We start from the raw sequence: 22,203 nt of genomic DNA, 5'->3' as shown, positions 1-22,203 counted from the left end.
AGGCAATGCGTATCGTATTAAGCGGCGGCGGCACGGGAGGGCATATTTATCCCGCCGTCGCCGTGGCAAGGCAGCTGGAGGCGGAGGAAGACGCCTCTGCATTTTTATATATCGGCGGGACGCGCGGGCTTGAGAGCAAGCTGGTTCCCCAGGAGAACCTTCCGTTCCGCTCGATCGATATTACCGGGTTCCGGCGGAAGCTGTCCCTGGACAATGTGAAGACGGTTATGCGTTTCCTGAAAGGCGTGAAGGAGTCCAAGCGGATGCTGAAGGAGTTCAAACCCGACGTTGTCGTCGGGACGGGCGGGTATGTCTGCGGCCCTGTCGTTTATGCCGCCTCCAAGCTCGGCATCCCCACGCTGATTCATGAACAGAACGCTATTCCCGGTTTGACTAACCGTTTTCTTAGCCGGTATGCGAGTACGGTGGCGGTCAGCTTCGAGGGAACCGAATCGGCCTTCCCGGCAGGCAAGCGCGTGATTTACACGGGGAACCCGCGTGCTACAACGGTCAGCAAGGCAAATCCGCAGCGGGGCTTCGCTTCCCTGGGTATTCCGGACGGCAGCACGGTCGTGCTGGTGGTGGGCGGCAGCCGGGGGGCGAAAGCGATCAATGAGGCGATGATCGAGATGGCTTCGCTTGCCGTCAAGGAATCGCAGGTCCATTACGTGTACGTCACGGGAGAGCCTTATTACGAGGGGACACGCAAGAGCCTGCGCGAGAAGCTGGGAAGCCTTCCGAACTGGCTGCATGTGCTGCCCTATGTTCATAATATGCCGGAAGTGCTCGCCTGCACCTCCCTGATTGTGAACCGTGCGGGAGCTTCGTTTCTCGCGGAAATTACGGCGCTGGGCATCCCCTCCGTTCTCATTCCGTCACCGAATGTGACGAACAACCATCAGGAGGCGAATGCGCGGCAGCTGGAACGCGCGGGAGCGGCGGTTGTGATCCTGGAGAAGGATTTAACCGGACAGTCGCTGTACAAGGCGGTTCGCACCATTACGGGCGACCCGGCGCTCCGCAAGTCCATGTCCGAAGCCTCGAGCAAACTGGGCAAGCGGGATTCCGCTGCGCTTGTTGTTGAGGAGCTTCGGCGGCTTACGGGCGGCAAGTGACCGCTTGTCCGTCAGGCACGGAGCAGGTGGGCGGCAGCATCCCGCGTTCCTGTGCTCCATCCTGTCACACACCCGAGGGAAACTACATACGATATCGTATAAATCGTGACTATCACCTAGGGCTGCTTACCGGAAGGGCGGAGGGCGTGCAACTTGCGTCCGATGAGAGATTTTTCGCCTGCCTGACGTAGACGGAAGCGGCTGCCCTTGCCGGCTTAAGCGTGCTTTTATTACAAAGCGCCGGCGGCATCAAGCGGGGGGTGAGCGGTAATCTCGGAGGTGATACATTGGACAAATTGGTGATTGAAGGTGGAATTCCCCTGTCAGGCACCATACGCATCCATGGAGCAAAAAACGCGGCGCTGCCCATTCTGGCGGCTAGCCTGCTGGCCGAAGGCGTTCACTCGCTGCATAATGTGCCGAAGCTGCTGGACATCGAAACGATGCTTGCGATTATGGAGCGGCTCGGCTGCAGTGCCGGACATGACGGGGATACGGTAACGGTGGATACTGCGCCCGCCTGTTCATCCCATGTTCCGGAAGACTTGATGAAGCAAATGAGATCTTCCATCTTCCTTATGGGGCCGCTGCTGGCCAGATTCGGGGAGGTAACGATCTATCAGCCGGGAGGCTGTGCAATCGGCGAACGCAAGATCGATCTGCATCTGCGGGGACTGCAGGCTCTTGGGGCGGAGATCGAAGAAGGGAACGGGAAAATTTACTGCAGTGCGGAGCGGCTGAGGGGCTGTGACATTCATCTGGATTATCCGAGCGTAGGCGCGACGGAAAATATTATGATGGCTGCAGCGACCGCGGAGGGCACCACGACAATTTCCGGAGCGGCCCGGGAGCCGGAGATACAGGATCTTCAGAACTTCTTGAACCGGATGGGCGCCTCCATTTTCGGAGCGGGCACCGATACGATTACGATTCAGGGCGTACAGAAGCTGCAGTCCTGTAGCTATGAAGTTATTCCCGACCGGATTGTCGCGGGCACCGTCATGATCGCCGCAGCGGCGACCCGGGGAGACGTCACGCTTACGCATACCAATGTGGGTCATCTGAATTCGCTGATTCACGTCCTGAAGCGCGCCGGTGTTCAAATCACAGTTTGCAATGATATAATTAATATTAGTTGTATGGGGCGCCCCCGGTCCGTAGAACGCATTGTGACTTCGCCTTATCCGTCTTTTCCGACGGATCTTCAATCCCAGATCATGGTATTGCTCGCTTTGGCCGACGGATTTAGCGTCATCAAGGAGACAGTATTTGAAGGCAGATTCAAGCATGTGGAAGAAATGGCCCGGATGGGCGCTGATATTTCTACCCATTTGAACCGTGCGTTCATCCGCGGCGTCAAACGGCTCTACGGTGCAACGGTGGAAGCGACCGATTTGCGGGCCGGCGCGGCGCTTGTCATTGCGGGGCTGGCCGCCCAAGGCACCACCATTGTCGAGCAGGCTCATCATATTGACAGAGGATACGACGGCATTGAACTGCTGTTTCAGAAGCTGGGCGCCCGCATCAGCCGCAAGACGCCTGTTCCGGGCCCCATCGATCTTGCCAATTAAACTCCCCTGTCTCCTCCAATTGAAAGACGGGGGGAGGCAGGGCCTTACTACGGAGACTATAGAATGCCAAATACCCGACTGCCTGTTCTCCAAGAGGACAAGCCCAAGAAAAAAAGAAGCCGAAAAGTAACGGCGATCCTGATGCTGCTGTTTATCGCGCTGCTTGGCGTCATTTTTTTTCGTTCGCCGGCCAGCCGCATTACGGAAATTGACTTCCGCGGCAGCAAATACTCCACCTCGGAAGAGCTCCTTCGGCAAAGCGGTCTCAAAAAAGGGGGACAGTTTTTTGCCGTATCGAAAAGTGGAGTGGAGCAGTCGCTGCTTGAACTGAAGACGGTACAAAAGGTGACGGTGGACAAGCGTTTCCCCGGCGTCGTTTCCGTTCAGATTACGGAATTTCCGGCAGTTGCCTATGAACTTGATCCAAGCGGCAGCTTGAAGGCCATCCTTTCCAGCGGCGCTTCGGTATCCATTGATGAGAGCGGAATCGCCGTGGAGAAGCCGATCCTGACGGGCTGGAAGGCTTCAGACCCTTATAAGGCGAAGCTGTGCGGGGCGCTGGCAGGGATACCGAATGAACTGACCAGCGACATCTCCGAAATCGTGCCGTCGCCGACGCTCTCTTTTCCGGACCGGATCAAGCTTTATACCCGTTCGCACTTTGAAGTGACTACGGCCGTTTCGCTGCTTAAAGACAAAGTGGAGTATTTGAACCAGGTCATTGAAACGAAAGAGCCGGGAATGATCACCATGCTTGAGGCGGATTCCTATGTTCCTTTCCAGAGCGACAGTGCTCAAGAGGGCACCGAAGATAAATAGCCACTACTCACAGAGAGTAAAAAATGCTACAATCGGTTTTATGGGCAATAAAATTTCATCCCTCTTTTTTCTCCGGATTTTTTGAAATTTGAGCAAACTCTTTTACATCCATTTATTGCTTTCATTTCCAAGAAAAGTTCTTTCTTTCCGGTCAAAAAATTTGTAGAAAAAAGAGGGAAAGGAATAGGCATGTGGAATATGTAGAAAGACGTTTCCCGTCTCTGGAAAGCGGCTGGAAACCATTACGATCAATCAGGAGGTGCCATAGGACTTGAGCAACAATGACATCATTGTTAGTTTGGACATCGGTACATCCAAAGTTCGGGCAATTATCGGGGAAGTTACCAATGGAACCTTGAATATTATCGGTGTCGGATCTGCCGACTCGGAGGGCATACGCAAGGGCGCGATTGTAGACATCGACCAGACGGTCCAATCCATCAAAAGCGCCGTTGAGCACGCCGAGCAGATGGTGGGCATTCAAATATCCGAAGTGTATGTCGGCATTTCCGGCAATCATATCGGCCTGCAATCCAGCCATGGCGTAGTTGCCGTCCAGAATGAAGATCGCGAAATCGGCGAGGAGGATATCCTGCGCGTTCTCAAGGCTGCGGAAGTCATCGCTCTGCCTCCTGAACGTGAGGTGATCGATGTCGTCGCTAAGCAATATATCGTCGATGGTCTTGAAGGCATTCAGGACCCACGCGGAATGATCGGTGTTCGCTTGGAAGTGGAAGCCACCATCGTTACCGGAGCCAAGACGCCAATACATAACCTGCTGCGCTGTGTGGAGAAATCGGGACTGAAGATCAAGGATCTTGTGCTGATGTCTCTTGGAGCCGGCGGGTTAGCGCTTTCCAAAGACGAAAAATCAATGGGAGCGGTACTGGTGGATATCGGTGCTGGCGCAACGACGATAGCCGTATATGAAGAAGGTTCCCTTATTGCAACCTCAACGATACCGATCGGCGGAGAATTTGTTACGAATGATATCGCCTACGGACTGCGCACGTTGACCGATCAGGCGGAGAAAGTCAAACTTAAATATGGATGCGCCTGGATCGACGACGCAGCCTCCGAAGTTGTGTTCAAGGTGCTGAGAATCGGCAGCAATGTGGAGAAGGAGTTCAATCAGGAGGATTTGGCAGCGATTATCGAGCCTCGGGTCCAAGAGATTTTCCACCTGATTCTTCAAGAAGTGAAACGTCTTGGTTACAGCGACCTTCCGGGAGGTTATATACTAACGGGTGGCACTGTATCGATGCCGGGCGTATTGAAGGCGGCGCAAGCGGAATTATCCGCGTCCGTCCGGATTGCGGTTCCCGACTACATCGGGGTGAGAGACCCCGGATTTACAAGCGGCGTCGGCATTTTGTACCACATCGTCCGCAGCTTTAGGGGACGCGGCAGCAGCGCGAGCGCGAACAAGAAAACGGTCAGCCGCAGCAAGCCGAATGCCGCGCCAAGCCAGGAGGCCGTCCCGAAGCAAGGATTCGTGGAGCGACTCAAAAATATTTTCAGCGATTTCATATAGTGAACGTCCAGATACACTTGGACCGGCCATCCAAGCACATTGAGGGGGAGAGGGAACAATATGTTGGAATTTGATTTTGAAATGGAGAGCCTGGCGCAAATTAAGGTCATCGGCGTTGGCGGCGGCGGCAGCAATGCTGTCAACCGGATGATCGAAAATGGCGTGCAGGGCGTAGAGTTCATCACGGTTAATACGGACGCCCAGGCGCTGCATATGGCCAAATCGGAACATAAATTGCAAATCGGGGACAAGCTGACCCGCGGCTTGGGTGCAGGCGCCAATCCGGAGGTTGGAAAGAAGGCGGCCGAAGAATCCCGTGATCTGATTTCGAATACTTTGAAGGGAGCCGACATGGTGTTCGTTACCGCAGGCATGGGCGGCGGTACCGGCACAGGCGCTGCGCCGGTGATTGCTGAAATCGCCAAAGAATGCGGAGCGCTCACGGTTGGCGTAGTTACCCGCCCTTTTACCTTTGAAGGCCGCAAGCGTTCTACGCAAGCCGAGCTTGGCATCGAGGCGCTGAAGGAAAAAGTCGATACGCTTATCGTCATTCCCAATGACCGTCTCCTCGAAATCGTTGATAAGAAGACTCCGATGTTGGAGGCGTTCCGCGAAGCGGATAACGTGCTGAGACAGGCGGTACAGGGCATTTCCGACCTGATCGCCGTTCCCGGCCTGATCAACCTTGACTTCGCCGACGTGAAGACGATCATGACGGAACGTGGCTCCGCGCTAATGGGTATCGGAATCGCGACCGGTGAGAACCGGGCTTCCGAAGCGGCTCGCAAGGCGATTATGAGTCCGCTGCTTGAGACTTCCATCGAGGGCGCGCGAGGCGTCATTATGAATATCACCGGCGGTTCCAATCTGTCACTGTATGAAGTCAATGAAGCGGCCGAGATCGTCACATCTGCCTCTGACCCCGAAGTCAACATGATCTTTGGTGCGATTATCGAAGAGAGCATGAAGGATGAGATCAAGGTAACGGTAATCGCTACCGGCTTCGAGCATAAGGGAGCTCCTGCAGCGCCTGGACGCCGTCCGGCTTCGAATCAGACCGAGCCCGCGCCGGACAAGGGGAACAACCTTCGCCCGTTCGGCAACCAAACGAGCTCCGACCAGCTGGACATTCCGACCTTCCTGCGCAACCGCTCACGGGGCAATCACGACTGATCCTGCCAGTTTTAAGTTTCTGCTATAATCCAATTGCATAGTTGCAAGATCCAACGGAAGCCATCCAGATAAGGAGGGGCTTCCGTTTTTTTGAAATATAAGAATGTATAAGCCGGGGGCTTAACATTTTGACTTATATTTCTACGAGAAACGTACTTGCGTCTTATAAAGACGCCTTCAGGCGTTTCTTCTTGTGTGGCAGAAGAAATGCATGTACTGAAAACCGGCATCCGAGCATAGGCTTACTGGATAGGTGAGATACAAGAAAACTCGACAAAAATAGCCCGCTAACGCCTACCAGGTTTAGACAGACTTTGGACTTCAGACTTTCTATACTATTCCTATCGCAGCAAAAAGACCTGAAGCCAAGCATCTAGTGGCTACCAATATCGGCCTTAGGCAGGTGAATCTATGGTAGTTTATATCGACTTGATCTTTGCCGCCAACTTGCTGATCGACGCGGTGCTGCTGTGGCTTACCGGATGGATGATCAAGGTCAGGACCAAGTGGTGGAGGCTTTGGCTTTCCGCCCTGGTTGGCGCAACGTATGTCGTCATGATGTTTGTGCCGGAGCTTTCGTTTATGTATACCTTTCTGATCAAGTTCGGCTTGTCGGTCATTATGATTTGGGTCGCTTTCGGTTTTTCCAGTCTGCAGGTTTTTTTCCGGAGCATAGGGGCCTTCTATATCATTAATTTTGCTGCGGCGGGCGGCATTCTGGGCATTCATTACCTGCTTCAGAGCTCCGGGGATATCTGGAACGGAATTCTGTATACGGCGGCTGGAGGTTATGCTTACCGGTTAAAAATCGGATTTTGGTTCGTGCTGTTCATACTGCTGCCCGTGCTGGGCTGTTACAAAGCCGTTCATTCTTCCCGCTTGCGAAGAGAGAAACTGGAAGCTTATATCGGCACCGTACAAGTGGAAATTGAAGGCGTGACGGTCACCTGCTCCGGATTGCTCGATACGGGCAACCGACTGTACGACCCTCTGACCAAAACCCCCGTTATGGTGATGGAAGCTTCGCTGTGGGAGGACTATTTGCCGGAGGGCTGGAAAGGGCGCTTATCGCAGGAAGGGGCGGATCAGCTGCTTTTGGAAACGGACGGGCAGTCCTTTATATGGCAGGACCGGCTAAGACTCGTACCCTACCGCGGAGTGAACAGGGGAGCGTCCTTTATGCTCGCGCTGAAGCCCGATCATGTTGCCGTAACGCTTGGCGAAGAGACAACCGAGCACAGGAAAGTATTAATTGGCCTAGACGGCGGCACGCTGTCCGGGGATGGGGCTTACCGGGCGATTATTCATCCCGACTTGGCGCAGGGAGAGCCTGCCGTTCATCCGGGAGGAGTTGCCTGACGCGTTCTGTCCGGAAATGCAGGCCCTGGCATTCGGATGGGAGAAGCGGATGCGGCAGCTTTCAGTGCTTACTTCTGGAAGGAGGAACAACGATGATCAAATGGAAACTGACGCTGCAGCTCCAGTATTACCGGGTGCTGTTTCTGCTGGGTTTGAAAAGCCAGGAAATCTATTATATCGGAGGCAGCGAGGCGCTTCCCCCGCCGCTGACGCGGGAGGAGGAGGATTATCTGCTCCAGCGGCTCCCCTCGGGCGATGCGGCCGTACGCGCAGTGCTGATCGAGCGCAATCTGCGCCTTGTCGTGTACATAGCCCGCAAATTCGAAAATACCGGCATCAATATCGAGGACCTGGTGTCTATCGGCGCAATCGGTCTGATCAAGGCGGTCAACACGTTCGACCCCGAGAAAAAAATCAAGCTGGCCACGTACGCGTCGCGCTGTATTGAGAACGAAATCCTCATGTACCTGCGCCGCAACAGCAAAACGCGCAGCGAGGTATCCTTCGATGAGCCGCTTAATATCGATTGGGACGGCAATGAGTTGCTGCTGTCGGACGTGCTCGGGACGGAGAATGACACCATTTACCGCAATATAGAGGAGCAGGTGGACCGCAAGCTGCTGCAAAAGGCGCTGGAAAAGCTGAGCGAGCGGGAGCGGCTCATTATGGAGCTTCGGTTCGGACTGCGCGGAGGCGAGGAGAAGACGCAGAAAGACGTCGCCGATCTGCTCGGCATCTCCCAATCCTATATTTCCCGCCTGGAAAAAAGAATAATCAAACGGCTGCGCAAGGAGTTCAACAAGATGGTTTAGTCCTTTTTAAAGGGCGGCCAAGCGGACGAATGACCAAGGAATAAAATGGCCGACCGGGGAGATAATGTACAGTAATGTTTCTCCTTGGGAGGTTAATCATCATGACCCGAAATAAAGTCGAGATATGCGGTGTGGATACCGCCAAGCTGCCCGTTCTGACGAACGTGGAGATGCGGGAGCTGTTCACTTCGCTGCAGCAGAAGGGCGAAAAATCCGCCAGAGAGAAATTGGTCAACGGCAATCTGAGACTGGTGCTGAGCGTAATCCAGCGGTTCAATAACCGCGGAGAATTCGTTGATGACTTGTTTCAGGTGGGCTGCATCGGGCTGATGAAAGCCATTGATAACTTCGACCTGTCGCAGAATGTAAAATTTTCCACCTATGCGGTGCCGATGATTATCGGCGAAATCCGCCGCTACTTACGGGACAACAATCCAATACGCGTCTCCCGCTCGCTCAGGGACATCGCCTACAAGGCGCTGCAGGTGAGAGACAGTCTGACCAACAAGAACTCGCGGGAGCCCACGATTTATGAAATATCCCAGGCGCTGGGTGTTCCGAAAGAGGACGTCGTGTTCGCGCTCGATGCCATTCAGGACCCCGTTTCCTTATTCGAGCCGATCTACCACGACGGGGGCGATCCGATTTACGTCATGGACCAGATCAGCGACGACAAAAATAAAGACGTCTCCTGGATTGAGGAAATTGCGCTGCGGGAGGCGATGCAGAGGCTGGGGCAGCGGGAAAAACGCATCCTGTCGATGCGGTTTTTCGAGGGCAAGACGCAAATGGAAGTCGCCGATGAGATCGGCATTTCCCAGGCGCAGGTATCCCGGCTTGAGAAATCGGCTATTCAGCAGATGCAAAAGCATGTGAAGTCATAACTTAGAAGAAAATAGGACAACCAATCCCACTCGAGGGCCCGGCCTCAAGGTGGGGTTGTTTTTTTTGAAATATCAGAAAGTATAAGCTTCGCGCTTATCCTTAACCTGATATTATTACGAGAAACGGATGCCTTCCTCTTCCAGAGGACGGCGCAGCCGTTTCTTCTTAAAAAGCTGTAATTAGAGGCATTTGACCAAGCTTCCGGCACATATACTTAGGTGTACGTTTAACTTACAGAGGTGGCGGAAATGAATCAGGAAACACTGGCTTCGGGCAAAAAAATGAAGATTTCCGATTTCCAGGCCAAGGATGTCATCAATATTGTAGACGGGAGGCGTCTCGGGCAGATCAGCGACCTGGAGCTGGATTTGCGGCGCGGGGTTATCGATGCCATTATCGTTCCGGGATATACGCGGTTTCTGGGATTGTTCGGCGGCGGAGCCGACCTCGTCATTCCTTGGCGGAATATTGTGAAGATCGGTTCGGATGTCGTACTCGTCAAAATGGAGGAGCCCCGTCCTTCGCTGGAGGCGGAAGAGCGTGAAATCCTGGTGCTTCAGCGGGAAGAAAGGAATGAACGGCGCACGTACTGAACGCTGCGCTGTCTTTTTTGCGAAGAAGGAAATGTGCAAGCAAGTCCAAGCCGGACACCTTGGGAAACCGCATCAAAGGCCAGTGCTCCACTTCATAGGTCTGTCATGTGGTACACTTAAAGGAGGGGTGAGAGAATGGAACCGTTTGTTCAAAAAAGCGGCAGTCCGGCATTATTCAGCCTAAAGCCGTGGACTGGCCCGTATTCGAAAATAACTGCCGGATTTACCGGGCGGACCGGGGGCGCCGGACGCGCGCCTTACGAAAGCCTGAACTGCGCTTTTCATGTAGGCGATATTCCGGAGGATGTCATCAAGAACCGCAAAATGGTCGCCGAAAGCCTCGGCTTTGCGCTCGAAGACTGGACATGCGGGGAGCAGGTGCACGGCGCGGAAATCGCTGTTGTAACGGCTGATGACAAGGGGCGGGGCAGTCTTGACCGCTCTTCGGCTTTTGTAGATACGGACGGACTTCTGACCGATGTGCCCGGCGTGCTGCTCGTTTCTTTTTACGCGGATTGCGTGCCGCTCTTCTTCCATGATCCGGTGGCGGGAGCCGTTGGTCTGGCCCATGCAGGCTGGAAAGGAACAGTGGCCGAAATCGCTTTGGCTATGGTAAGGCGGATGGAAGACGTTTACGGAAGCCGCAAGGAAAATATCCGGGGAGCCATCGGGCCAAGCATCGGCGCCTGCTGTTACGAGGTGGACGATTTCGTGATGGACCGTGTCCGCAGCCTGGAGGACAGTCTGGTCAGGGAACAGGAATCAGCGGAGAGCCTGTACAGCCCTTCGACAGCGCATATTAGCAAAATGATGCTCAACTTGAAAGAATTGAACCGACGCATTATGATAAAAGCAGGAATATTGCCGACTCATATCGAATGTACAACTTGGTGTACAAGCTGCAGTCATGATTTGTTCTTCTCTTACCGCAAGGAAAATGGGGTTACGGGAAGAATGGCGAGCTGGATCGGAATAACATCCCCATAAGGTGGGGCCTAGACTTCGAGGTTTACTCAGGAACAATGCGGGGAACTTTCGGAAACTTATTAAGTCTGTCTTGAGTAAAAAAGGAGAGTTGACAGTTGTCTTCGACATTGCAGGAACGAATAGCCGAAGTCAGCCGGCGCATTGAACGCGCGTGCGTCAAAGGCGGAAGGGACACCCGGGACGTCAAGATTATCGCGGTGACCAAATATGTGTCGCCGGAGACGACAGCTGCCGTGCTGGCTTCCGGTCTTAGAGATATCGGCGAGAACCGCTGGCAGAATGCGGAGAGCAAGTGGGAAGCGCTTGGGAGTCAAGGAATATGGCATTTTATCGGGCATTTACAGACCAATAAGGTGAAGGATATCATCGGCAAATTTCAATATATCCATTCACTGGACCGTCTGTCGCTGGCCCGGGAACTTCAGCGGAAGGCGGAAGCGGCCGGGCTGGACGTCAATGTATTGCTTCAGGTGAATATCTCCGGGGAAGAAACAAAGTTCGGTCTGAATCCGGATGCCGTTCCGGGTTTTTTGCAGGAGATTTCGAAATTTGACCGGCTCAAGATCATCGGACTGATGACAATGGCGCCGCATGAGGAAGATCCGGAGCTTACCCGTCCGGTGTTTCGCGGCCTTCGCGAACTGCGGGACAAGCTTAATGGCATGGGGCTGACGGCGGAGCCGATGACAGAACTGTCGATGGGCATGTCGAATGATTTTGAAGTGGCGATTGAAGAAGGAGCCACCTGGGTTCGCCTGGGGACGGTACTGGTAGGCCATGAGGAGGAATCATAATGGGTGTCATGAACCGCTTTATGAGCTTTTTGGGATTACAGGAACAAGAGGAGATCGTTGAACAAGAACCGCTGGGTCAGCATGATGAGGAAGATTATGCTCCGGGTCCTGTAGAAACGCGCAAAAACCAGCGGGTCGGAAATGTCGTCAGCATCCATTCTCAAAAGAATGTCAAGGTCGTGCTGTACGAACCCCGGTCGTACGACGAAGCTCAGGAAATCGCCGACCATCTCCGCTCGCACCGCACCGTCGTCGTCAATCTGCAGCGGGTCCGCAACGACCAGGCGATGCGGATTATCGATTTTTTGAGCGGGACGGTGTACGCCTTGGGAGGAGGCATCTCCAAAATTGGCGGGAATATCTTTCTCTGCACGCCCGATACCGTTGAAATTCAAGGCACCATTTCGGAAATTCTCGCCGACGATCAAGACTATAACAGAATGAGGTGAACGGGCTTTGTCCCAAATCGATTCGATAATTAATATCCTTTTCAATATTTACTTCTACATGATCATTTTCTACGTTCTGATGTCCTGGCTGCCTAATGTCCGTGACAACTTCATCGGAGAGTTGCTTGGAAAGCTGGTGGAGCCTTATTTGACGCCGTTCCGCAAGATTATTCCTCCCCTGTTCGGAACGATCGATTTTTCGCCGATCGTAGCGCTGCTCGTGCTTGAGCTTGCAGCGAACGGATTGCGGTCCGTACTGTTTTATCTGGTAGGATAAAATATGAAGAACGAAATTTACGGTCATTTTCAGCCAGATGAGCGGCCGTTTGTGGACCGGGCCTATGAATGGGTGGAGAATGCGGCCCGTTATCATGAACTGAAGCTGACGGATTTCCTCGATCCGCGGCAGGGGTATATTCTGCAATCTTTGGTGAACCGTCAACCGGATGTGAAACTCAAATGGGGGGGCGGGCATGAAGAGGCGGAGCGGCGGAGAGCGCTGATTGCTCCCGATTATCGTGATTTGGAAGATGAAGATATGTCACTGAAGGTGCTGAATATAACACCGGCGGAGCAGAAACTTCCGGAGCTGGAGCACGGGGATTATATGGGTTCCCTGCTCGGTCTGGGGATTAAGCGAAGCAAAATCGGCGATATCCACGTTCTGGAGGACGGCTGCCATGCCGTCGTGACGTCGGATATCGCCGATTATTTGGCCCTCCACATGAGCAGCGTCGGCCGTGCTCCCGTCAGCGTGGAGATACTGCCGGTATCGGAGCTGCGGCGTGCCGAGGTCAAGCTGGATACGATGGAGCTTACTGTGTCTTCCCTGAGGCTGGACGGCATCGCGGCGGATGTGTGCCGGCTTAGCCGGGCAAAAATTCTCGTTCCCATCAAGGCCGGACGCGTCCGGGTTAACTGGAAGGTGGAGGAAGACCCTTCCTGCCATCTGAACGAAGGCGATGTCGTCTCCGTTCAGGGCTTTGGGCGTTTTAAAGTGCTGGAGGTCGGCGGACTGACAAAAAAAGCCCGATACCGGATTCGGGTCGGCAAATTTGTATAAATTTCTTGCAGGAATTTCAGTCCGCTTGTCGAAATTGATTAACTCTATAGGGCAGCTAACATTTGTGGAGCTGGGCGCCGATAGTTTTAGAAGAGGCGAAATCTCAGACAGTCACGGAAAAAATGGGCCGCTTGCCTGTCCTAAAGCTAGCTTATTGTTCAGATTTCCTTCTTCGTCCGAAAAGATGAAGTGACGGCTGGGCGGAAGAGGCCCGAAATTTCTAGGAGGTGCACAGCATGCCATTAACGCCGCTCGATATACATAACAAGGAGTTTTCCCGGAGGCTCCGAGGTTATGATGAAGACGAGGTCAATGAATTTCTGGATCAGGTCATCAAGGATTACGAGAGCGTCATCCGAGAGAACAAGGAGCTGCACAATCAGCTTCTGGCCCTGCAGGAGCGTCTGGACCATTTTACAAACATCGAAGAGACTTTGTCGAAGACCATCATTGTTGCCCAGGAAGCTGCCGACGAAGTGAAGAACAACGCCAAGAAAGAATCGCAGCTCATCATCAAGGAAGCGGAGAAGAACGCCGACCGCATTATCAACGAGGCGCTTTCCAAATCCCGCAAAGTCGCCATCGAAACCGAAGAGCTCCGCAAGCAGGCCTCCATTTACCGTACACGTTTCCGGACGCTGGTTGAAGCTCAGCTCGAGCTGTTGTCCCAGGACGATTGGGACGCGCTGGAGAGCCGCGAGGTCCGCGAAGAAGTATTTTAAGGCTATTGCCTTGGCCTGTTGACTTTTATTGATAAAGAGGCTATAAATAGAACATATCTGCAACTTTCCATAAGTATTCGATGACGGGACCAGTACGTCATGGCAACGATCCCCAGAGAGTCGGCGACTGCTGAAAGCCGATGTTCAAACCATGCCGGAATATCCTCCCCAAGAAGCGAACCTGAAACGAACTTTGTGTCGTGCGTAGGGCGAGCCGTCTCCCGGACGTTACACCGGACCCGCGTCTTTGCGCGGGAGCTGAGATCGCGTATGATCTTCGGCCGTTTATACGGTTGGGGTTTGCGTGGAATTAGGGTGGTATCGCGAGCGTCGCCTCGCCCCTTTGGGGGCGGGGCGTTTATTTGTTTTTGGAGGGCGCCAACGTAGAGCGGCCGCTTGCGGCAAGCGGGCCTACCGCAAATTTAACCTTAAACCCGCCGCTGCCCTGGACCCAGGCAAATTTCCGGGTGTCCAGAGGGCGGGCCCTCGGGGTCCTAAAAGTTTCCTTTAGGAAACTCTCTTCGGAAGCATAAGCTTTGGCTAAGGGGGATTTAGGGGGATCGAAAACGGTTTTAAAGATTAGAACCACCATAAGGAGTTGACCATAATGCATAAAGTAGACATCAAAGAAAAAGCGCGGGACAGAGACGTCCGCATCTTAAAGAAGTGGAACGAGGAGAATACGTTCCGCAAATCGATCGAGTATCGCGAAGGCAAGCCGAACTATGTATTCTACGAAGGACCGCCGACCGCTAACGGCGCGCCGCATATCGGGCATGTGCTCGGCCGCGTTATCAAGGACTTCATCGGCCGTTATCAGACGATGAAGGGCTACCGCGTTGTGCGCAAGGCCGGATGGGATACCCACGGCCTGCCGGTCGAGCTTGGCGTGGAGAAGCAGCTCGGCATCTCGGGCAAGCAGGAAATCGAAGCCTACGGCGTAGAGAAGTTCATCAAAAAGTGTAAAGACAGCGTCTTCGGCTACGAGAAGCAGTGGCGCGAATTTACGGAAGCAATCGGGTACTGGACCGATCTTGACAACCCATACGTCACGCTGAACAACACATACATCGAGAGCGTGTGGAACATTCTCGCAACGGTTCATGAGAAAGGGCTGCTGTACCGCGGACACCGCGTAAGCCCTTACTGTCCGAGCTGCCAGACAACACTCAGCTCGCATGAAGTGGCTCAAGGGTACAAGACGGTCAAAGATCTCAGCGCTACGGCCAAATTCAAGCTGGACGACAGCGGCGAATATGTGCTGGCCTGGACGACGACGCCTTGGACGCTTCCGGCGCATATGGCCCTTGCGGTCAATCCGGACATGGATTATGTGCGGGTGCAGCAGGAGGACGGCGTCTACATCATGGCCAAGAACCTGGTGGAAGAAGTGGCCAAGGGCGAGCATACGGTGCTGTCCGAGCTGAAAGGCTCTGATCTGGTCGGTAAGACGTACCAGCCTCCGTTCAGCTACATTCAGGCGGAGAGAAGCAATGTCATCGTCGGCGCTTCCTTCGTTACGGACGCCAGCGGTACGGGGATCGTGCATATGGCTCCGGCTCATGGCGAGGACGACTACAAAACCTGCCGCGAGAACGGCATCAGCTTCGTGAACGTGGTGGATACGTCGGGTAAATATACCGATACGGTAACCGATTTTGCCGGACGCTTTGTAAAAGACTGCGACCTTGATATCGTCAAGGTACTGTCGGAGAAGGGCCTGCTGTACGGCAAGGAGAAATACGAGCACAGCTATCCGTTCTGCTGGCGCTGCGATACACCGCTGCTATACTACGCAACGGACAGCTGGTTCATCAACACAACGGCCATCAAGGATCAACTGATCGCCAATAATAATGGCGTCGACTGGTATCCGGGTCATGTCCGCGAAGGCCGGTTCGGCAAGTTCCTCGACGAGCTGGTGGACTGGAACATCAGCCGCAACCGCTACTGGGGCACTCCGCTGAACGTATGGGTCTGCCAGGAGACGGGCAAGGAGTTCGCGCCGCACAGCATCGCCGAACTGAGAGAAATGGCGATCGGCGATGTGCCGAAAGACATCGAGCTGCATAAGCCGTATGTGGATAACATCCGCCTGCGCAGCCCGTTCAAGGAAGGCGCCGAGATGGTGCGCACCTCCGAAGTGATCGACGTTTGGTTCGACAGCGGCTCGATGCCTTTTGCCCAGAGCCATTATCCGTTCGAGAACGCGGATAAGCTGGATGATCAATATCCGGCGGACATGATCTGCGAAGGCATCGACCAGACACGCGGATGGTTCTACAGCTTGCTTGCGGTATCAACGCTGTTCAAGGGCAAAGCCCCTTACAAGGCGGTTATCGCTACAGGCCACATCCTCGACGAAAACGGCCAGAAGATGTCCAAATCCAAAGGCAATGTCATCAACCCTTGGGATATCATGAACGAATACGGCACCGACGCGTTCCGCTGGGCGATCCTGGCCGACAGCGCGCCGTGGAACAATAAGCGTTTCTCCCGTGGGATTGTTGGCGAGAGCAAGTCGAAGGTCGTCGATACGCTGGTTAATACCCACGCTTTCCTGACGCTGTATGCGGGCATTGACGGCTATGATCCGGCGGAGCATCCGTTCAAGCTGTCCGGGCACAAGCTGGACCGCTGGATTTTGTCCCGTTTGAACAGTCTGATCCTTGTAGTGGATAAAGGGCTTGCGGTCAACGACTTCGTCAACTCGTCCAAAGCGATCGAGAACTTTATCGACGAGCTTAGCAACTGGTACATCCGCCGTTCCCGCGACCGTTTCTGGGGCAGTGGACTGGGTGAAGAGAAGCTGGACGCTTACCGTACGCTGACGCATGTGCTGCTGACGACGGCGAAGATCGTCGCTCCGTTTATGCCGATGCTGGCCGAGGATATTTTCATCAACCTGGGCGGCGGAGAAAGTGTGCATTTGGCGGATTATCCGGCAGCAGACGAGAGCTTGATCGACACCGTGCTTGAGCAGGACATGGAAAGCGCCCGTAACATCGTCGAACTGGCGCGCAACGTCCGCAATGAGACCGGAATCAAGACGCGTCAGCCGCTTTCCGAGCTGATCGTTTCCATCAGCCAAAGCTTTAATGTCGCGGATTACGAGGAAATCATCAAGGACGAGATCAACGTCAAGTCCATAGTGCTGGAGACGAGCGACAGCGGCTTTGTCGATTTTACATTGAAGCTGAATCTCAAGGTCGCGGGCAAAAAATACGGCAAAAACGTCGGCTTTATCCAAGGGTTCCTGAAATCGATGGACAGCGACGCTACACGCGAAGCGGTTCAAAGCGGAGCGGTGGCCGTTATCTCTCCGGAAGGCGAAGAGCTGCAAATCACCGCGGAAGAGCTGCTGATCGACAAGCAGGCCAAGCCGGGCTTTGCGTCCGCGTCCGGTTACGGAATTACGGTTGCCCTGAATACGGAAATCACTCCAGAGCTTGAACAAGAGGGCTGGGTGCGTGAAATCGTGCGGGCGGTTCAGGATTACCGCAAACGCCTTGACCTGCCGATTGACAAGCGCGTCGCGCTGACTCTGAATGTCGATGACGAGCTGAAAGCGGCGGTTACGGCATTCGAAAATGTCCTCCGGGACAATGTGCTTGTCACGACGATCGATTTTGGCGGCAATAAAGCGCCTGAAACGGTGGACATCGGCGGCAAAACGATCGGCATCGTTATTGGATAAAAAGTTCCATCACGCCCAGAAGCGGCGCATGTCCCATCCGTAAAAAGCATATACTAGCGTCAGAAGTATAAACGCAGGCGTTTATGCGAGGAATATTCCTGCTTGAATATTTCGGCGCAAAAAGAAGACGAGTCCCGAGCGCAAGAGAAGACCAACAGTCTCTCCTGTCCGGGCTCGTCTTACGTTGCGGCGCAAAAGGACGGAGGGAGCCGCTGAATGAAGGAGGACCAGGAAAGCGGAACGAATCGGAAGGAAAGCCTAAAATCTTGGAAACTGCAGGAGCGGGGAGGAGAGCCGCCTGAACCTTCCGACAAGGAAAAGATAAACAGGGTATACCGGCTGGCTTCCGAATGGGCGCAGCGGATGGAAAAGTCCCGGATCTCCGAATATACGGAGCTGCTCTATTCCCCATGGCGGCTCATATGGCTGAATGTGCTAGCGGGAACCGCGCGCGGCGTCGGAATCGCAATCGGGTTTACCTTTTTTGCGGCGACGATTATTTATGTGCTTCAGGTGCTGGGGGCTCTTAATCTGCCGATAATAGGGGATTACATCGCCGATATCGTCCGCATCGTCCAGCATCAGCTTGAACTCAACACGTATTAGATGCAAAGAAAAGGAGCAGCCCCTGTGGCTACTCCTTCTCTCTTTTGGCGTGAGGATCAAGCAAATAGTCGCCTTCTCCGCTGTCGATATACTGCTGGTACTGGTGGCCGCGCATAATGGTGATGTGGCTGCCGGTCATATCCGTGGCGACGAAATTTTCCCAAGGCTCGACCCACCCGTCCGGATCGTCGGCTTCGATCTCCATATCATTGTAGGAATCGATATTATTTCCCTCCGCCATGGCCGGCGTATTGGAGGTGCCGAAGCTTTCGACGATCTGCCAGGCGTCCTCGCCGTCAAAACCGTTATACTCCTTGTCATCGAGGCTGCTCCGTCCGAAGGGAGGGGTCAGAAACTCTTCTTCGACGGGCCGTGTATGCGGTTTTTCCTGACGGGGACTGTTCTCCTTGCTGTAGCGTGTGGCGGGAAGGGCGGCCAGGCGTTCATACGGAATCGGTTGGCCGCTCGCTGCGCAAATACCGTATGTGCCGTTATCCATCGCTCGAAGCGCGTCCTCAATGTCCGTTAGTTCCAGCTCTTCCCGCTCTTGAAGCGAGATATCCATGGAACGGTGGTACAGGTCGGTGGCGACGTCGCCGGGATGATTGTCGATTTCCGAGAGCTCGCCCGACATATCCCGCATGGAATCCTCCAGACCATGATCTTCGTTTTCCTTAAGCCTGTGTCGGATATCGTCCCGCTGCCGGACAAGAAGGCCGCGCAGGCTGGCAAGCTGTTCCGAGGTCAGGTGATTCATAAGTCTCGGCTCCTTTCCTTGTGCCTTTTTCCTTACTAGGTTGGCCTGTTGGCCGGCTTTTTACCGCTGGCAAATTGTGCTCCGGATGAGACCGCGAAAGGAAGGGGTCAATGGACGGGTTCTTGAAGCGTGTGCTACAATGTACAAGTCTTTATACATGTTTTGGATCGCTTTCGGGCGGGAAAAATAAGAACGGAGTGACAAGCTGAAGTGGTGTACTATCTGATCGCGCTCATTATGTTTTTGATTGACCAGGGAACGAAATATTTGATTTCCTCGCGTCTGCAGCTCGATGAACAAATCCCGGTAATCGGCAACTTTTTTCTCATCACATCGCACCGCAACCGCGGCGCCGCTTTCAGCATTCTGCAAAATCAGCGCTGGTTCCTCATACTCGTGACGGTCGTTGTCGTGGTCGGAATTGTCTGGTACCTGAATAAGGTCAGAAAGACACGCCGCTTGCTGCCTTTGGCGCTGGCGCTTGTGCTTGGCGGCGCGGTGGGCAACTTCCTCGACCGGCTCTTGACAGGCGAGGTTGTCGATTTTCTGCAGTTTAATTTCGGCAGCTATACGTTTCCGATCTTTAACGTGGCGGATTCCTGCATTGTTGTCGGCGTTGCGCTCATCATTCTGGATTCCCTCCTGGATATGAGGGGCGGCAAAACGGAAGTATTAGAAGTGAAGGAAACAAGCGAGGCAAAGGAAGGGAATGAATAGTATTGGATAAGGACGCTCTTAATGAACAGACGGAAGGCGAGAGCCCGGAAAATGGCGTCGTTGTCTGGAACGTTCAGGAGGAATACGCCCGTGAACGAATCGACAAATATATTACCGAGGCTTGGGAGGAGGACATTTCCCGCTCCCAGGTGCAGCAGTGGATCGAAGCCGGACATGTAACGGTAAACGGTCGGACGGTAAAAGCGAACTACAAGCTGTTCTCGGAAGATTTGATCTCCGTGGCGGTTCCTGAGCCCGCAGCCGCGGAGCTGACCCCGGAAAATATTCCACTGGACGTCGCCTATGAGGATTCGGACGTTATTGTCGTCAACAAGCCGCGGGGCATGGTCGTGCATCCGGCGGCGGGACATCCCTCGGGCACGCTGGTCAACGCCTTGATGTATCACTGCAAGGACCTGTCGGGAATTAACGGCGAGATCCGTCCCGGCATCGTGCACCGGATCGACAAGGACACCTCCGGCCTGATTATGGCCGCCAAGAACGACTCCAGCCACAATTCGCTCGCAGCTCAGCTCAAGGAGCACAGTGTGACCCGGCGCTATTTGGCGGTTGTTCAGGGCAATGTGGCCCATGACCAAGGAACGGTCGATGCTCCGATCGGCAGAGACCCGCATGACCGCAAGCTGTATACGGTAACCGAGAAGAACAGCAAAACCGCTGTTACCCATTTTACCGTGCTGGAGCGGTTTGGCGATTGTACATTGCTGCAGCTGCAGCTGGAGACCGGACGCACCCACCAAATCCGGGTGCACATGAAATTTATCGGTCATCCGCTCGTCGGCGATCCCGTATATGGCCGGAGCAAAGGCATCTTCATGGAGGGCGGACAGGCTCTGCACGCGGCCGTACTGGGATTTGTTCATCCCTCCACCGGAGAATATCTGGAGTTCTCAGCTCCGCTGCCTGGAGATATGGAAGAACTGCTGGCCCGTTTGCGGAGCAGATAAGTACAAATGAACTGCAGATTTGTCCATTGTCTTGAAGCGGCTCTTACGTCATATTTAACAGTATGGAAATGAATAAGCTGGGTGCTTATTCATCCGTCTTACATTTCACAAGCCAGGAGTGAGAACACTTTTATGAGTATCGAACAATATCAGGATACGTTTATCCAGAACAATTTCGCGGACCGCATCGGTGGAGCGAACTACGGCAAGGATACCAACATCTATAAATTTGAGAAGATTAAACGCGCCAAGGCTTCGGCCAAAAAAGATTTTCCCGATATCGAACTGATCGATATGGGCGTCGGCGAGCCGGACGAAATGGCGGATGCGGGCATCGTTGCCAAATTGGCCGAAGAAGCAGCCAAGGAAGAGAACCGCGGATACTCCGATAACGGCATTGCCGATTTCAAGGAAGCGGCAGCCAAATACCTGAAAGACGTATTTAATGTCGACGGCATTGATCCTGTTACCGAAGTGCTGCATTCCATCGGCTCGAAACCGGCGCTGGCCATGCTGCCTTCCGCTTTTATCAATCCGGGCGATATTACGATCATGACCATTCCGGGCTATCCGGTGCTTGGCACGCATACGAAATATTTGGGCGGCCAAGTCTATAATGTCGAGCTTAAGAAGGAGAATAACTTTCTCCCTGACCTGAGCTCCATTCCGGACGACATCGCAACCAAGGCGAAGCTGCTCTACCTGAACTATCCGAACAATCCGACGGGCGCGAGCGCGACTCCTGAGTTTTTTGCCGAAGTGGTGGCCTGGGCCAAGAAATACAATGTCGTCGTCATTCACGACGCCCCTTATGCCGCACTGACGTATGACGGCCTGAAGCCGCTCAGCTTCCTGTCCGTTCCGGGTGCGAAGGATGTCGGTGTTGAACTGCATTCCCTTTCCAAATCGTACAATATGACCGGCTGGAGAATCGGTTTTGTAGCCGGCAACCCGCTGATCGTCAAAGCTTTCGGCGACGTGAAGGACAACAACGATTCCGGCCAGTTTATCGCTATCCAGAAAGCGGCAGCCTACGGCCTGGCCCATCCGGAAATCACGGAAGCCATCGCGGCCAAATATTCCCGCCGCCACAATCTGCTGGTTGATGCGCTGAACAGCCTGGGCTTTACAGCAAAGAAACCGAAAGGTTCTTTCTTCTTGTATGTAGAGGCGCCAAAAGGAGTCAAAGGCGGACGCCGCTTCGAGTCGGGCGAGGATTTCTCCCAGTACCTGATCCGCGAGAAGCTGATTTCCACGGTGCCTTGGGACGATGCCGGCGCGTTCGTACGCTTCTCCGTCACCTTTATCGCCAAGGGCGAAGAAGAAGAACTGCGCGTAATTTCCGAAATCAAACGCCGTCTCAGCGACGTGGAATTTGAATTTTAATCAATGCTTTTGAATGCAGCAGCCTCCGTGCCGGTTTAGGGTTCGGGGGCTGTTTTTTTACGAGAAAACCCTCTAAGAATTTTGAAGTTGTCCGGAGTTGACACTGGCTGTCCATTCTGTCATAATTCTAATGATAAATGAATAGCGCCTTTAAATCAGTCCCGTGAGGCTGGCAAGGTAACGTGAATCGAGGTTC

The 22,203-nt window shown here is 53.9% G+C and carries 21 protein-coding genes; 20 read left to right on the top strand and 1 reads right to left on the bottom strand.

Annotation, left to right across the window (positions count from 1 at the left end; all coding sequences use genetic code 11):
- The first annotated feature begins 5 nt into the window (after window positions 1-5).
- From murG to PUR_RS18310, 17 genes are all read left to right on the top strand, one after another.
- On the top strand, window positions 6-1,115 hold the full coding sequence (murG, locus tag PUR_RS18390) for an undecaprenyldiphospho-muramoylpentapeptide beta-N-acetylglucosaminyltransferase (RefSeq protein ID WP_179036498.1): 1,110 nt from the start codon (window positions 6-8) through the stop codon (window positions 1,113-1,115).
- 287 nt (window positions 1,116-1,402) lie between these two features.
- A complete protein-coding gene (murA, locus tag PUR_RS18385) occupies window positions 1,403-2,686 on the top strand; it encodes a UDP-N-acetylglucosamine 1-carboxyvinyltransferase (RefSeq protein WP_179036497.1) in 1,284 nt (427 codons plus the stop codon).
- A gap of 63 nt (window positions 2,687-2,749) precedes the next feature.
- The gene (locus PUR_RS18380) at window positions 2,750-3,505 is read left to right on the top strand and encodes a cell division protein FtsQ/DivIB (RefSeq protein WP_179036496.1); all 756 of its coding nucleotides are present in this window, start codon (window positions 2,750-2,752) and stop codon (window positions 3,503-3,505) included.
- A gap of 271 nt (window positions 3,506-3,776) precedes the next feature.
- The gene (gene ftsA, locus PUR_RS18375; protein WP_179036495.1) at window positions 3,777-5,039 is read left to right on the top strand and encodes a cell division protein FtsA; all 1,263 of its coding nucleotides are present in this window, start codon (window positions 3,777-3,779) and stop codon (window positions 5,037-5,039) included.
- A gap of 60 nt (window positions 5,040-5,099) precedes the next feature.
- Window positions 5,100-6,212 carry a cell division protein FtsZ gene (gene ftsZ, locus PUR_RS18370; RefSeq protein WP_179036494.1) on the top strand — a complete coding sequence of 371 codons (1,113 nt, stop codon included), beginning with the start codon at window positions 5,100-5,102 and terminating at the stop codon, window positions 6,210-6,212.
- 411 nt (window positions 6,213-6,623) lie between these two features.
- On the top strand, window positions 6,624-7,571 hold the full coding sequence (gene spoIIGA, locus PUR_RS18365; protein WP_179036493.1) for a sigma-E processing peptidase SpoIIGA: 948 nt from the start codon (window positions 6,624-6,626) through the stop codon (window positions 7,569-7,571).
- Between the two features lie 92 nt (window positions 7,572-7,663).
- Window positions 7,664-8,383, top strand: coding sequence for an RNA polymerase sporulation sigma factor SigE (gene sigE, locus PUR_RS18360; protein ID WP_179036492.1), 720 nt, complete (start codon window positions 7,664-7,666; stop codon window positions 8,381-8,383).
- 101 nt (window positions 8,384-8,484) lie between these two features.
- The gene (gene sigG / locus PUR_RS18355; RefSeq protein WP_179036491.1) at window positions 8,485-9,267 is read left to right on the top strand and encodes an RNA polymerase sporulation sigma factor SigG; all 783 of its coding nucleotides are present in this window, start codon (window positions 8,485-8,487) and stop codon (window positions 9,265-9,267) included.
- A 249-nt stretch (window positions 9,268-9,516) separates the two neighbouring features.
- Window positions 9,517-9,861 carry a YlmC/YmxH family sporulation protein gene (locus PUR_RS18350; protein WP_232101558.1) on the top strand — a complete coding sequence of 115 codons (345 nt, stop codon included), beginning with the start codon at window positions 9,517-9,519 and terminating at the stop codon, window positions 9,859-9,861.
- Window positions 9,862-9,996: 135 nt separating this feature from the next.
- The gene (gene pgeF / locus PUR_RS18345; protein ID WP_179036490.1) at window positions 9,997-10,848 is read left to right on the top strand and encodes a peptidoglycan editing factor PgeF; all 852 of its coding nucleotides are present in this window, start codon (window positions 9,997-9,999) and stop codon (window positions 10,846-10,848) included.
- A gap of 95 nt (window positions 10,849-10,943) precedes the next feature.
- Complete coding sequence (locus PUR_RS18340) at window positions 10,944-11,642, top strand: YggS family pyridoxal phosphate-dependent enzyme (RefSeq protein WP_179036489.1); 699 nt, start codon at window positions 10,944-10,946, stop codon at window positions 11,640-11,642.
- Window positions 11,642-12,091: a cell division protein SepF gene (locus tag PUR_RS18335; RefSeq protein ID WP_179036488.1), complete on the top strand. Its 450-nt coding sequence runs from the start codon at window positions 11,642-11,644 to the stop codon at window positions 12,089-12,091. Before PUR_RS18340 ends, PUR_RS18335 begins: the two co-directional genes overlap by 1 nt.
- A 7-nt stretch (window positions 12,092-12,098) precedes the next feature.
- The gene (locus PUR_RS18330) at window positions 12,099-12,368 is read left to right on the top strand and encodes a YggT family protein (protein ID WP_179036487.1); all 270 of its coding nucleotides are present in this window, start codon (window positions 12,099-12,101) and stop codon (window positions 12,366-12,368) included.
- A 3-nt stretch (window positions 12,369-12,371) separates the two neighbouring features.
- A complete protein-coding gene (locus tag PUR_RS18325) occupies window positions 12,372-13,154 on the top strand; it encodes a YlmH family RNA-binding protein (RefSeq protein ID WP_179036486.1) in 783 nt (260 codons plus the stop codon).
- Between the two features lie 236 nt (window positions 13,155-13,390).
- A complete protein-coding gene (locus tag PUR_RS18320; RefSeq protein ID WP_179036485.1) occupies window positions 13,391-13,876 on the top strand; it encodes a DivIVA domain-containing protein in 486 nt (161 codons plus the stop codon).
- A gap of 607 nt (window positions 13,877-14,483) precedes the next feature.
- Window positions 14,484-17,573: an isoleucine--tRNA ligase gene (gene ileS, locus PUR_RS18315; protein WP_179036484.1), complete on the top strand. Its 3,090-nt coding sequence runs from the start codon at window positions 14,484-14,486 to the stop codon at window positions 17,571-17,573.
- A 216-nt stretch (window positions 17,574-17,789) separates the two neighbouring features.
- Window positions 17,790-18,179 carry a DUF5665 domain-containing protein gene (locus tag PUR_RS18310; protein WP_232101557.1) on the top strand — a complete coding sequence of 130 codons (390 nt, stop codon included), beginning with the start codon at window positions 17,790-17,792 and terminating at the stop codon, window positions 18,177-18,179.
- A gap of 28 nt (window positions 18,180-18,207) precedes the next feature.
- On the opposite strand, the gene PUR_RS18305 is transcribed toward PUR_RS18310, so the two are convergent.
- Entirely contained in the window at window positions 18,208-18,936 is a 729-nt protein-coding gene (locus PUR_RS18305) for a TraR/DksA C4-type zinc finger protein (RefSeq protein ID WP_179036483.1), read from the bottom strand.
- 210 nt (window positions 18,937-19,146) lie between these two features.
- Between PUR_RS18305 and lspA the strand changes: the two genes are divergently transcribed.
- The 3 genes from lspA to PUR_RS18290 all read left to right on the top strand — a co-directional run bounded on the left by lspA (window position 19,147) and on the right by PUR_RS18290 (window position 22,007).
- Entirely contained in the window at window positions 19,147-19,653 is a 507-nt protein-coding gene (gene lspA / locus PUR_RS18300) for a signal peptidase II (protein WP_179036482.1), read from the top strand.
- Between the two features lie 2 nt (window positions 19,654-19,655).
- Window positions 19,656-20,621: an RluA family pseudouridine synthase gene (locus PUR_RS18295; RefSeq protein WP_179036481.1), complete on the top strand. Its 966-nt coding sequence runs from the start codon at window positions 19,656-19,658 to the stop codon at window positions 20,619-20,621.
- A 132-nt stretch (window positions 20,622-20,753) separates the two neighbouring features.
- Entirely contained in the window at window positions 20,754-22,007 is a 1,254-nt protein-coding gene (locus PUR_RS18290) for an LL-diaminopimelate aminotransferase (RefSeq protein ID WP_179036480.1), read from the top strand.
- Window positions 22,008-22,203 lie beyond the last annotated feature (196 nt).

The organism is Paenibacillus sp. URB8-2 (assembly GCF_013393385.1).
Classification (GTDB): domain Bacteria; phylum Bacillota; class Bacilli; order Paenibacillales; family Paenibacillaceae; genus Paenibacillus_AQ.
Note: the sequence above shows the minus strand (reverse complement) of the source record. Positions and strands in the feature narration are given on the sequence as shown.

Excerpts from the sequence above, each read along its gene's own strand:
- murG (WP_179036498.1), top strand. The coding sequence starts at position 6 with ATGCGTATCGTATTAAGCGGCGGCGGCACGGGAGGGCATATTTATCCC.
- sigE (WP_179036492.1), top strand. The coding sequence starts at position 7,664 with ATGATCAAATGGAAACTGACGCTGCAGCTCCAGTATTACCGGGTGCTG.
- PUR_RS18320 (WP_179036485.1), top strand. The coding sequence starts at position 13,391 with ATGCCATTAACGCCGCTCGATATACATAACAAGGAGTTTTCCCGGAGG.
- PUR_RS18325 (WP_179036486.1), top strand. The coding sequence starts at position 12,372 with ATGAAGAACGAAATTTACGGTCATTTTCAGCCAGATGAGCGGCCGTTT.
- PUR_RS18290 (WP_179036480.1), top strand. The coding sequence starts at position 20,754 with ATGAGTATCGAACAATATCAGGATACGTTTATCCAGAACAATTTCGCG.
- PUR_RS18310 (WP_232101557.1), top strand. The coding sequence starts at position 17,790 with ATGAAGGAGGACCAGGAAAGCGGAACGAATCGGAAGGAAAGCCTAAAA.
- PUR_RS18335 (WP_179036488.1), top strand. The coding sequence starts at position 11,642 with ATGGGTGTCATGAACCGCTTTATGAGCTTTTTGGGATTACAGGAACAA.
- PUR_RS18380 (WP_179036496.1), top strand. The coding sequence starts at position 2,750 with ATGCCAAATACCCGACTGCCTGTTCTCCAAGAGGACAAGCCCAAGAAA.
- PUR_RS18305 (WP_179036483.1), bottom strand. The coding sequence starts at position 18,936 with ATGAATCACCTGACCTCGGAACAGCTTGCCAGCCTGCGCGGCCTTCTT.
- spoIIGA (WP_179036493.1), top strand. The coding sequence starts at position 6,624 with ATGGTAGTTTATATCGACTTGATCTTTGCCGCCAACTTGCTGATCGAC.
- sigG (WP_179036491.1), top strand. The coding sequence starts at position 8,485 with ATGACCCGAAATAAAGTCGAGATATGCGGTGTGGATACCGCCAAGCTG.
- ileS (WP_179036484.1), top strand. The coding sequence starts at position 14,484 with ATGCATAAAGTAGACATCAAAGAAAAAGCGCGGGACAGAGACGTCCGC.
- ftsZ (WP_179036494.1), top strand. The coding sequence starts at position 5,100 with ATGTTGGAATTTGATTTTGAAATGGAGAGCCTGGCGCAAATTAAGGTC.
- pgeF (WP_179036490.1), top strand. The coding sequence starts at position 9,997 with ATGGAACCGTTTGTTCAAAAAAGCGGCAGTCCGGCATTATTCAGCCTA.
- PUR_RS18350 (WP_232101558.1), top strand. The coding sequence starts at position 9,517 with ATGAATCAGGAAACACTGGCTTCGGGCAAAAAAATGAAGATTTCCGAT.